This is a genomic window from Pedobacter sp. WC2501 (assembly GCF_052682415.1).
In genome coordinates, this window is sequence record NZ_JBQZFI010000001.1 from 5,349,268 (window position 1) to 5,361,029 (window position 11,762).

Sequence of the window (11,762 nt, forward strand, 5' to 3'; positions counted from 1 at the left end):
GGGCTAAAATAAGCCTTTTGCTGGAGATAAACAGATCAAAGTCATTTAATAAATTCTATTTTTTGCTGCAAATTACCTTAAGATAGGTCGTCATTCCCAACTTGATTGGGAATCTTAATACAATATGTTACGTGCATTAAGATTCCCGCATGCGCGAGAATGACGTACCCCCACTTTGAAACAGTTTACTAAAATCAATATACTAATGTTCCGTAATAAAAGATTTATTTCCATTAGCCAAAAGCTTCTCCCCTTTGTAAAATAAACCCGGTAGTAGCGAACACGGAGTGCAACGGAGTAAAGCGGATAACGGGACTGCATCTGCCACAATGAACCAGCCCCTCCATTTCCAAATCCTTAAAACTTTTCAAACTTAAACATTCAATCACCTTCCAACTTTTGAACTTTCCAACCGCCAAACCTTTCAACAATAAAACAATCAAACCATTAAACACTTTCCTACCCTCAACCTTTTTCCCTATCTTTGCGGCTTATTTCAATTATAGCATGATTTCAGTTTCTAATTTATCATTACGGTACGGCAAACGCACATTATTTGAAGATGTTAACCTCAAATTTACCCAGGGCAACTGCTATGGTGTAATTGGGGCTAATGGCGCAGGTAAATCTACTTTTCTTAAAATTTTATCAGGAGAAGTGAATCAAACCTCTGGTAGCGTGGCTTTTACTCCAGGCGAAAGAATGGCCGTTTTAAAGCAAAACCATTACGAATTTGATGAGTTTTCGGTATTAGAAACCGTAATGATTGGCCATAAAGAACTTTATGCCATCATGAAAGAGAAAGATGCCATTTATATGAAAGAAGATTTCTCTGAGAAGGATGGCGAACGCGCCGGAGAGCTTGAAAATCTTTTTGCAGAAATGGATGGCTGGAACATGGAAAGCAACGCGGCAACGATGTTGAGCAACTTGGGCATAACCGAAGATAATCACTACAAATTGTTAAAGGAACTGGATAACACACAAAAAGTACGTGTGTTATTGGCCCAGGCCCTGTTTGGCAATCCGGATATTTTATTACTGGATGAGCCTACCAACGATTTGGATATCGAAACCATTGCCTGGCTGGAAAACTTCCTGGCCGATTATCAGAACATCGTTTTGGTTGTATCTCACGACAGGCACTTTTTAGATGCGGTTTGTACGCATATCGTAGATATCGATTTTGCCAAAATGAGCATTTACACCGGTAACTATACTTTCTGGTACGAATCTAGTCAGCTGGCCTTAAAACAACGCAGCGATCAGAATAAGAAAATGGAAGATAAGGTGAAGGAGCTGCAGGAATTTATCCGCAGGTTCAGTGCAAATGCTTCTAAATCAAAACAGGCTACTTCCCGTAAAAAAGCTTTAGATAAAATAGATATCACCGAAATTAAAGCATCGAGCAGAAAATATCCAGCCATTATATTCAATAATACCGGTCGCGAGGCTGGAGACCAGATTTTACAGGTTGATGCTTTAGGCAAAAGTGGAAATGATGGCATTTTATTCGACAAAGTAACCTTTATGGTAAATAAAGGAGATAAAATTGCAGTTATATCTCAAAACAGTTTAGCTACCGCAGCATTTTATGATGTTTTAACGGGCAGAGACACAGACCATAGAGGCGAATTTAAATGGGGGGTTACCATTAGTACCGCAGATATCCCGAATGATAACTCTGAATATTTTGCTGGTAAAGATGAAAACCTGGTAGATTGGTTACGTGAGTATTCTGGTACCGATGCCGATGAACAATTTGTACGCAGCTTTTTAGGCCGAATGTTATTCTCAGGCGAAGAAGTGCTTAAAAACGTAAAAGTGCTTTCAGGAGGTGAGAAAATGCGTTGTATGTTCTCTAGAATGATGTTACAACAGGCTAACTTATTAATGTTTGATGAGCCAACCAATCACCTGGACCTTGAATCTATTGAGGCACTGAATAACGGCATGAAAGATTTTAAGGGTGCCATATTATTTACCTCACGAGATCACCAGTTAACAGAAACAGTTGCTAACCGCATTATCGAAATTACGCCAAAAGGTACTATTGATAAGTTGATGACTTATGATGAATACATCAACAGCAGCGATGTTGCAAAATTAAGAGAAGAAATGTACGCTTAATTTTACGCTTAAAACATTGTTTAAAGCCGCATGAACACCATGCGGCTTTTCTTTTGTAAAAAAAATCAGCACAGGTGTAGCGTTTTCATTCCGTTAATCGTTTTACAAGAAAAAAGCGTTAATGGCCATTAACCAATTTTGTTCAAAGATTGATTTAAAACATTAAAATGAAAACGGATTTGAAAAATTTTAGCACTACGACAAAAATTATACTCTCTCTCCTTGCTATAACTTTAACCATAACTGCCTGCAAAAAGGATTTTAACAATGATCCGATAGAAGCTGCCGGTATTGGCTTTATTCATGCATCACCAGGAACGGCTGCGCTTGATTTTATATTGGATAACCAAAAAATAAACAGCTTTACTTATACTAAAGATCTTGGCTATTATGCTGCTTATCCGGGAATAAGATTGGTAGGTGTTGCAAAAAAGGATACTTTAAAATATTTAACCACTGCTAACGCTACCTTAAAATCGGGATCATTTTATTCGGTTTTCGTAGTAGATACCTTAAAATCTACAAAGCTTCTGATCCTTGAGGATGATTTAAAAGCTCCTGAAACTGATAAGGCTAAAGTTCGTTTTGTAAACTTAAGTCCGGGTTCTGCACCATTTGATTTGGGCATTGCAGGTACAGATGCACCATTATTTACGGCAAAAGCATTTAAAGAGTTCACTACTTTTAGCAATATTGCACCAAATGACAGCTACACTTTTGAATTAAAACAAGGTGGAACAGTTAAAGCCAGCTTGCCAGCGGTTAAAATAGAAAAAGGTAAAATTTATACCATCTGGGCTAAAGGCTTATCAAGCAAAACCGATAGTACCGGAGTTGGCTTATCAGTGATGACAAACAAATAAAATATTCACTCTACCTGTGAAAACGAAAATTGACACTGCCCAAAAACTGGGTGGTGTTATTTTTCTTAAATTTGCAATAATTAATCATGATAAACCTTTAATAAATAGTCCTTTACGGGGGTGATAAAAAAAATACTCAGTTTTGAGGAAATTTTAAAAGGCTGTGTAAAAAACGACAATAGCTGTAAAGAAATGATGTATAAATCATTTTATGGCTATTTAATGGGCATAATTTTAAGGTATACCAAGAATACTTCGGATAGTGAAGAGCTTGTAAATGATAGCTTTATCAAGATTTTCAAACATGTTGGTGGCTTCAAAGCACCAAAGAATCCGGAAGAATTACAAAGATCGTTTAAAGGCTGGATTGCTCAAATTGCTTCGAGGACGGCGATAGACAAGATCAGGAGTGCTAAAGTTCAGTTCTATGTTGATGATTTAGCAGAAAGCGAACATCCGGCTACCCAGGTTTCGATTGCTTCGGAACTACACGTTAATGATATTTTGAATTTACTAAATCATTTACCAGATACGCAGAGACTGGTATTTAACTTATATGAAATTGAGGGTTTTGCCCACGATGAAATTTCGAAGATGTTAAACATTCCTGAAAGTTCCAGTCGTGTTTACCTCACACGTTCTAAAAATAAGTTACGTACCCTTTACCTAAATACCATGGTTAATTCATACGAAAAAAATGGATAAGGAATTAATTGAGCATATTACTGCGCAACTCCAAAACCATGAGGAAGCTTATTCTAATGGTGCATGGGAGCGCTTTTCGGAGAAAAAAAACAAGAGACGAGGCATTGCTTACTGGCCTTTGTGGGCTGCTGCTGCCTTAATTTTAATCTTCGGAGGCATATTTTTGGCACAAAACAATATAGATCAGAAAAAAGAGCTAGCGACAAGTAAACCTAAAGCCCAGCAAAATCCTGCGGCCAGTGGGAATACAAATGCGATTATTGAAACTAAAACCAATCCTACATCATTAAATAACGACACTAATGCTTTAAATAAGCTAGCTGCCAATCGTGCAACAAAAATTACGGAAAACCTAAAACCATTATTATCGCAAGAGAGTAGTTATCCTCTTATTAATACAGTAGAAGAATTAACTCCTGTAAATAATAATCTTTTGGATAGTAAACTTGCAGGTGTTAATCTTTCCAACCTGAAATCCAAACAGTTCGATATTTCAGCAGAAAAGAAGAAATCGCAGTACATTGGGCAAACAAGTTTCGAAAAGTTGCTTGCTCAGGATAGTTATGCAAACCAACAAAAACCAGCCGATAAAGCGAGCGGGAACTCTAAATGGCAGCCTGATGTATACGTTGCCCCTGCTATGGGTAATGACAATAAAGTAACCATGAATTATGGATTTTCTTTGTCATATGCCATCGCCAACAAATTATCAATAAGTTCTGGCATATCATATGCCTCTATTAGTACAACAGAGTCTTTAGATGCTTCTGCACCACAAACCTTATCAGGCAAAAACCTGGCATCAGTTGATGCCAAAGTGCGTGGAATTAATGTTCCATTAGAATTAAAATACAATATCAGTGATAAACTTTATACCAATATTGGGGTTTCTGCACTTGCTGTTTTAAATAATTCGCAGCAAAACAGCTATATTATAAACCAGGTTCAGAGTTTCTCTTCTCCGGCAGTAAATGGTTATGCTGATTCGAAGACATTAATTGTGAAAGAAAAAACTGTTGAGCCTCAACCCGAAGCTAATTTAGATCCTGATAAATATATCGGATTCTACAATTTTTCTTTGGGCTACAAGCAAAAAATATCCAAAAAGAATAACATTGCTATCGAGCCTTTTTTAAGGTTGCCCATGAAAACTTTCTCTAAAGAAAACCTTAACCTTACCAATGGTGGATTGCGGTTGAAAATTGATTTTTAAAAAACTAAGATATTTAGTATATTTGGTTAAATGCCTCATATGAAAAATATCAAGCCATACCCTACCGAAGATGAGCTACCTCCAATTAAAACCCTTAATGAGGTAGATTTTTCTGCTATTTACAGTTATGCAGATTATATGCGCTTTGAATTTGAAGAGCGCTTAGAGATTATTAAAGGCTACATTTTTGAAATGAGCCCTGCGCCTTCCAGGATCCACCAAAAAATATCAGGAAGAATCTTTAGCCCTATCTATAATGCATTAAATGGCCATCAATGCGAAGTGTATTCTGCCCCTTTTGATGTGCGTTTAGCCAAGAAAAGTGTAAATGATAAAGAAGTTTTTACCGTTGTGCAACCCGATATTGTAGTCGTTTGCGATCCGACTAAACTGGATAAGCGTGGCTGCATTGGCGCGCCGGATATCGTTGTCGAAATTTTATCCCCAGGGAATAATAAAAAAGAGCTGATCAATAAATATGAAGTATACGAAGAGGCAGGCGTTAAAGAATACTGGATTGTGAGTTCTTCGGATAAAACATTTTTCAGGTATATCCTTGATGATAAGGGCAAGTTTCAGCCCACAAAGCTGCTTACTGAGGGCGAAGAGGTTACCACAACGATTATACCAGGCTTAAAACTTATCTTAGAAGAGGTATTTCAGGATTAAAATAAAAAAAATGAAGCCATATCCTACTGAAGATGAACTACCTCCGTTCAAGACGCTTAACGAGGTCGATTTTTCTGCTACTTACAGTTATGCAGATTATATGCGCTTCGAATTTGAGGAACGCTTAGAAATTATTAAAGGACACTTATTCAAAATGAGTCCTGCTCCTTCTCGAATTCACCAGGGAATTTCAGCCAACATTTTTGTCCCTATATACAATATACTCAAAGGAAAACCATGTCGTGTCTATTCTGCTCCTTTTGATGTACGTTTAGCCAAGAAAAGTGTAAATGATAAAGAAGTTTTTACCGTAGTGCAACCCGATATTGTAGTCGTTTGCGATCAGACTAAGCTTGATAAGCGCGGCTGCATTGGCGCACCAGATATCCTTGTCGAAATTTTATCCCCAGGCAACAACAAAAAAGAGCTGATCAATAAATATGAAGTTTACGAAGAAGCGGGCGTTAAAGAATACTGGATCGTTAGCCCTTCGGATAAAACATTTTTCAGGTACATTCTTGATGATAATGGCAAGTTTCAGCCTACCAAACTGCTTACTGAGGGCGAAGAGGTAACCACAACGATTATACCGGGCTTTAAACTTATCTTAGAAGAGGTATTTCAGGATTAGAACAATGCTATTTAAACGAAAGAAGTCAAGTTTAAATAGCCACTTTGCTATTTAAAACTTGACTTCTTTAAAATCGTTTATATTAACTAGTGACCTGAATGACCATCAGCTCCGTGAGCATGACCATGAGCCAACTCATCTTGTGTAGCTTCGCGTACATTTAAAATTACACCGCTAAACACTAAATTTTTACCAGCCATTGGGTGATTTAAATCTACTGAAATGGTTTCGTCGTGAACAGCGGTAACACCAGCTCTAAACTGGTTACCATTGTTATCTTGCAATGGAATCACATCACCAACGTTTGGCAATTCGCCACCAGCTTCGGTAAACATTGTTTTTGGAAGATCGGCGAAAGCTCCCGGATCGATATCACCGTAACCATCTGCAGCAGATAGTTCGAAGCCATATTCATCACCAGTTTTTAAACCGGTTAAGTGTTCTTCAAATTTAGGCAACATCATGCCAACGCCATATAAAAATACTAAAGGATTTTCTTCATCAGCTTTTTCTACAAAAACTTGTTGTCCTTCTTCGTTAGTAGTATGCAATTCGTAAGTTAACGCTACTACAGAGTTTGGTGAAATATTCATTTAAATTAATTTATTGTAAATACTCTAATGCGTCCTCAACAGTGTTAACCGGCAACTGGCATACTTTATTTCGGCAAATATAAACTTTTGTTTCATTGCTTTGCTTACCTTTTAACAGCGGTAAGTTACTTTTTGTTCCACCCAATGTAATTTTGTTCGGAATATAATGCCCGCTTAATTCTAATTTAACAACATCCGTTTCTAAACCGGTAATGGCAATTTCATTTATGCCATAAATTTCATTCAGTAATTGAATGGCCCAATTTGAATAGGCAGAGCCATAACTTTTAATCTTCGGATGAACCGCAGCAAGCATTTCAGAAGCTTTTTCATTATATTTTTCAAGATCAAAAAGCAAACCCAGTTTTTTTAAGTTTTGCGCCATTACGGAGTTCGAAGCCGAGATTACATTATCCATCACTTCATGTTTGCGGGCAATTAAATCTTCACTTTCGGCAGAGGTATAAAAAAACATGGGCGAATCTATATCCGTAAAATTAGCAATCACATAATCGGTCAATGATTTTGCCTCTTCTAACCATTTTTCATCAAAATCAGCTTCGTATAATGCAATTAAAGCTTCGATAAAAAACGCGTAATCATCTAAAAAACCTGTAATAGATGCTTTTCCGTTTTTATAGTTCCGGTATAAACCTCCTTTTTCCGATTTTAGGTTATTTAAGATAAAATTAGCTGCAGCAGAGGCCTTTTCATAATATTGATTGTGACTTAAAACCTGAGCCGCATCGGCCAGTGCTTTAATCATCATACCGTTCCAGGCAGTTAAACATTTATCATCTAAACCTGGCCTGATCCTTTTGCTCCGCACAGCCATTAATTTTGTTTTAGCCGCGTTTACTTTATCATAAAGTACCTCCGCCGTAATATCAAATTTTGCAAGTAAATCGTCATCGCTGATGGTTTTGCGCAGGATATTGGTTTGTTCTTCTTCCCAATTACCATCTTCGGTAATGTTGTAATAAGCGCCGATCAGTTGGGCATCTTCTCCCAAAACCTGATCGAATTCTGCTTTATCCCAAACATAGAACTTGCCCTCTATCCCCTCGCTATCCGCATCTAATGCCGAATAAAACAATCCATCCGAAGAGGTCATTTCATCAGAAACCCAATTTACCGTTTCTACCACCGTCTGTTTAAAAGAATTGAACCTGGTACACTGGTAAGCTTCTGCATACAAACTAATCAATTGTGCATTATCGTAAAGCATCTTCTCAAAATGCGGCACATGCCATTTATCATCAACTGAATAACGGGCGAAACCTCCTCCAATCTGATCGTAAATACCTCCCCTGCTCATTTCTTCAAGGGTATGACAAACAGCTGTAAAAACCGATTCATCATCTTTTAAAAAGCCATATCGCAATAAAAAGACCCAATTATTAGGTAAAGGAAATTTCGGTGCACGGTTATAACCTCCATAACCAATATCGAAATGGCGTTTCCAGGGATCGATAATTTCGGTCAGGTGATCATTAGTGTATTCTTCTGTTTCAAGCGCTGGGATTATTTTTTCGCTGTCTTTAATGCCTGAAGTTAGGCGCTCCGCATATTGAATAGCTTTATCAGGTTCGTTTGCCCAAAGTGCAGCAACATTTTCCAGAATATTGATCCAATCGTTTTTTCGGAAATAAGTGCCACCATAAATCGGACGCTGATCTGGCAAACAGATACAGTTTAAAGGCCAGCCGCCACTACCTGTCATAAGCTGAATGGCATACATATAAATCTGATCAATATCCGGACGTTCTTCCCTATCGACTTTAATGCATACAAAATGCCGGTTCATCACTTCGGCTACTTCATGGTTTTCGAAACTTTCGCGCTCCATTACATGGCACCAATGGCAGGCCGAGTAACCAATGCTCACCAATATCAGTTTATTCTCCGATTTTGCCTTTTCTAATGCTTCTGCCCCCCATTCATACCAATTAACAGGATTGTGGGCATGCTGTAATAAATATGGTGATGAAGCGTATATTAAGTTATTGGTTTCAGACATGACGGGTTATGTAAAAGGAAAATGGAATTTTAATTTCGAGGCGTAAATCTATTAATATTCTACAAACCTGTTTCTATTTAGTTTTTGTTTTTATACTTTAGTTGGAAATCTATCTGATGAATGGAATTAGTTGCAAAACGAGTTATTTAATCGAAAAATTGACGCAAAGCGTCAAGAATTGAACCGGACAAACTGTACTACCCTTGATTAACAAAGCTAACACCTTTTACCTTCAACCCTAAAAAAATGAAAATTACCCACACCGAAATATACCGCTTCAGCATACCGATGGAACCTTTTGTAATTGCCACGGGAACCATGCATTTTGCACAGAATGTGTTGATCAGGATTTATACGGATACAGGTATCCACGGCATTGGAGAATGTTCTGCTTTCCCGATGATTGTTGGTGAAACACAGGAAACCTGCGTTGCCATGGCCAAAGATTTTGCCGCGATTTTAAAAGGTAAAGATCCTTTAGAAATTCCGGAGCGGATGAACGATTTATTGGGTTATGCAGATCACAACAATACCATTAAAAGTGCTTTCGATATGGCTTTATTTGATATTGCGGCTAAAAATGCGAACCTGCCACTATATCAATTTCTTGGCGGAACTAAACGAACCATAGAAACCGATATGACCATTGGTATTGATACACCAGAGGGAATGGCCACTACAGCTTTGAAATATAAAAGCCAGGGTTGCCGTATCTTAAAAATTAAGCTGGGTAAAAAAGTTCATGATGATATAGAAAGGGTAAAACACATCCGCGAAGCGGTAGGTGAAGATTTAACCTTACGACTGGATGCCAATCAGGGCTGGAGTTTTGATGACGCCTTATTTGCATTGGGCGAATTGGAAAAATACAATATTGAATTTTGCGAACAACCCATGCGCACCTGGTATGATGATAAATTACCTGAACTGAATGTAAATTCGCCAATTAAATTAATGGCCGATGAAAGCTGTTACAACCACCACGATGCCCGAAAACTGATTAACAGCCAGTCTACAACCTATTTAAACATTAAATTTTCAAAATCCGGGGGAATTTTAGAAGCGCAAAAAATCCATGAAGAAGCCTTAAAACATGGTGTGAAATGTATGATTGGGAGCATGCTCGAAACCAGGATTGCTTTAAGTGCCAACCTGCATTTTGCCTTGGCCAGCCCTAATGTTGAGTTTTTTGACTTAGATACGGCGCTATTGGGGCATTTAGTTGATCCAGTGGTTGGTGGCTTAACTTATAACGGTTATTTTCTTGATGTTCCCGAAGAAATCGGTATCGGCGCCGAAGCAGATGAGTTTTTCTTAGAGAAATGTGAAAGCTGGACGGTTTAGCATAATAGTTTGGAGTTGGGCGTTTGGAGTTTGGAGTCGATTAACCGATTAAAAAAATTAAACTCCGAAATCAATATCTATTCATTATTTATTAACGACGTACTGAACCTCTTAAACAGATCGCTTATCCTAAAGCTCCCAGCGTGTGTACATATCTCCGGCATTTGTTTTTAGGCATTATGCTAGCTTGCTCTAAAAATACCCAGGTTTTACCGAAGTACGCCGGTCAATCCCTAGGGCCAGCGAAATCAAAAAAACAGGTGCAGACCAGAACAACTAGCACTACCAAACCTCAAACGCAGTGAGTTTTGTGTCGCGAGGTACCTGCTAACGCTCACTTACCACAGCCCGACGCAAAACAAAGTGCCGCTGTTTTTTTGATGTGCATCGGCTATGTGCAAAAGGCCCATTGCTGGATTGACGAAGCATTTATTTATAGTTCTTAGTGGTGTCAATGGTATAAATGAGCTGCGCGATCGCTCCGGTTTTGCATACTTTTGATGCGTCAAAAGTTTGATGCCCCGCGGCATAGAGCGAAAAAAAAATCAGGCTTGTTATTAATAAATAATGAACCAATAACTAATGAACCAATAACCTATCCAACGCCAAACTATCACCATTAAAAGCATTAAAATCGACTACGTGACCGATACCATTAATTTTAGCTTTATCAGAATGCTGCCAAAATTTCCAGCGGCTTTTATCCATTCTCAACTTTGGTTGATAATAATGCGCAATCCACAAAGGATAATCATCAAAATGATCGGCTAAATAATCTTCGTAAAATTTAAGCCCGGTATAAACAATTGGTCTTACCTTGGTTTTCATTTCTACATAATTGAGAAAATCAGAAAGTTCTGCTCTCATTTTTAGCGGTGAAACACCATCTAAAGATTCAATATCCACAACTGGCGGCAAATCACCCTTCTCAATATTTACCACCTGTAAGAAAAATTTAGCCTGTGTTTTACCGTCCTTTTTTGGTCTGAAAAAGTGGTAGGCACCACAAATAATTCCTGCTTTTGGTGCTTCACGCCAATTGCGTTGAAAATACGGATCAACCAGCATTAACCCTTCTGTGGCTTTGATAAAGGCAAAACGGATGCTCACCTCATCTTCCTTCATTTCCTTTACCTTTTGCCAGTTTATTTTACCCTGATAGTAAGAAACATCAATTCCGTGAACCGTATATTTTTTAGGGATTTTGATGTTAAAACTTTCGTAAGTTCTGTAATTGGGGTCTTGCCCCCAATCTTTAACCCAACGCCAGGTAGCCACAAAACTTCTTAATACATAGCCATAATAAAATGGAGAGAGCAAAATCAATAATAAACCTGCAATAACCAGTTTAAGCTGAACGGAAAGCACAGCTTTCTTTTTTCTGCCTGTTGCGGGTTTTCTGGTTCCAGGTTTCCTAACTGCAGGTTTTCTGGCGACCGGACTTTTGTTTATTGGGGTTCTTTTATCTGGAGGCATGGGTTATTAATGCCGCTAAGTTGAGGAAAATGTATGAAAATAAAAAAGGCGAGTTGCCCCGCCTTGAATGTTTTCACAACATTAAAAATTTATTGTGATTTGCTTCTTATCAAAGATA

At 38.0% G+C, this 11,762-nt stretch carries 10 protein-coding genes; 7 read left to right on the forward strand and 3 right to left on the reverse strand.

What is annotated here, in order from left to right; genetic code table 11:
* Window positions 1-507: 507 nt before the first annotated feature.
* The 6 genes from ACUN24_RS22480 to ACUN24_RS22505 all read left to right on the forward strand — a co-directional run bounded on the left by ACUN24_RS22480 (window position 508) and on the right by ACUN24_RS22505 (window position 6,211).
* Window positions 508-2,130 carry an ABC-F family ATP-binding cassette domain-containing protein gene (locus tag ACUN24_RS22480; protein WP_121282962.1) on the forward strand — a complete coding sequence of 541 codons (1,623 nt, stop codon included), beginning with the start codon at window positions 508-510 and terminating at the stop codon, window positions 2,128-2,130.
* Between the two features lie 167 nt (window positions 2,131-2,297).
* Window positions 2,298-2,993, forward strand: coding sequence for a DUF4397 domain-containing protein (locus tag ACUN24_RS22485; protein WP_445564555.1), 696 nt, complete (start codon window positions 2,298-2,300; stop codon window positions 2,991-2,993).
* A 120-nt stretch (window positions 2,994-3,113) separates the two neighbouring features.
* The gene (locus ACUN24_RS22490) at window positions 3,114-3,698 is read left to right on the forward strand and encodes an RNA polymerase sigma factor (protein ID WP_445564556.1); all 585 of its coding nucleotides are present in this window, start codon (window positions 3,114-3,116) and stop codon (window positions 3,696-3,698) included.
* Window positions 3,691-4,911 (forward strand): hypothetical protein, encoded by a 1,221-nt coding sequence (locus ACUN24_RS22495; protein WP_445564557.1) that lies wholly within the window; start codon window positions 3,691-3,693, stop codon window positions 4,909-4,911. The genes ACUN24_RS22490 and ACUN24_RS22495 overlap by 8 nt, the downstream gene beginning before the upstream one ends.
* Window positions 4,912-4,950: 39 nt before the next feature.
* Window positions 4,951-5,580: a Uma2 family endonuclease gene (locus tag ACUN24_RS22500; RefSeq protein WP_445564558.1), complete on the forward strand. Its 630-nt coding sequence runs from the start codon at window positions 4,951-4,953 to the stop codon at window positions 5,578-5,580.
* 10 nt (window positions 5,581-5,590) lie between these two features.
* Window positions 5,591-6,211 carry a Uma2 family endonuclease gene (locus ACUN24_RS22505; RefSeq protein WP_445564559.1) on the forward strand — a complete coding sequence of 207 codons (621 nt, stop codon included), beginning with the start codon at window positions 5,591-5,593 and terminating at the stop codon, window positions 6,209-6,211.
* A gap of 86 nt (window positions 6,212-6,297) precedes the next feature.
* On the opposite strand, the gene ACUN24_RS22510 is transcribed toward ACUN24_RS22505, so the two are convergent.
* Both ACUN24_RS22510 and ACUN24_RS22515 read right to left on the reverse strand, forming a co-directional pair.
* Window positions 6,298-6,804: an FKBP-type peptidyl-prolyl cis-trans isomerase gene (locus tag ACUN24_RS22510; RefSeq protein ID WP_055905862.1), complete on the reverse strand. Its 507-nt coding sequence runs from the start codon at window positions 6,802-6,804 to the stop codon at window positions 6,298-6,300.
* A gap of 10 nt (window positions 6,805-6,814) precedes the next feature.
* Entirely contained in the window at window positions 6,815-8,824 is a 2,010-nt protein-coding gene (locus ACUN24_RS22515) for a thioredoxin domain-containing protein (RefSeq protein WP_445564560.1), read from the reverse strand.
* 246 nt (window positions 8,825-9,070) lie between these two features.
* Between ACUN24_RS22515 and ACUN24_RS22520 the strand changes: the two genes are divergently transcribed.
* Window positions 9,071-10,168 carry a mandelate racemase/muconate lactonizing enzyme family protein gene (locus ACUN24_RS22520; protein ID WP_445564561.1) on the forward strand — a complete coding sequence of 366 codons (1,098 nt, stop codon included), beginning with the start codon at window positions 9,071-9,073 and terminating at the stop codon, window positions 10,166-10,168.
* Between the two features lie 579 nt (window positions 10,169-10,747).
* Here the strand turns inward: ACUN24_RS22520 and ACUN24_RS22525 are convergent.
* Complete coding sequence (locus ACUN24_RS22525) at window positions 10,748-11,644, reverse strand: glycoside hydrolase family 25 protein (RefSeq protein ID WP_445564562.1); 897 nt, start codon at window positions 11,642-11,644, stop codon at window positions 10,748-10,750.
* Window positions 11,645-11,762 lie beyond the last annotated feature (118 nt).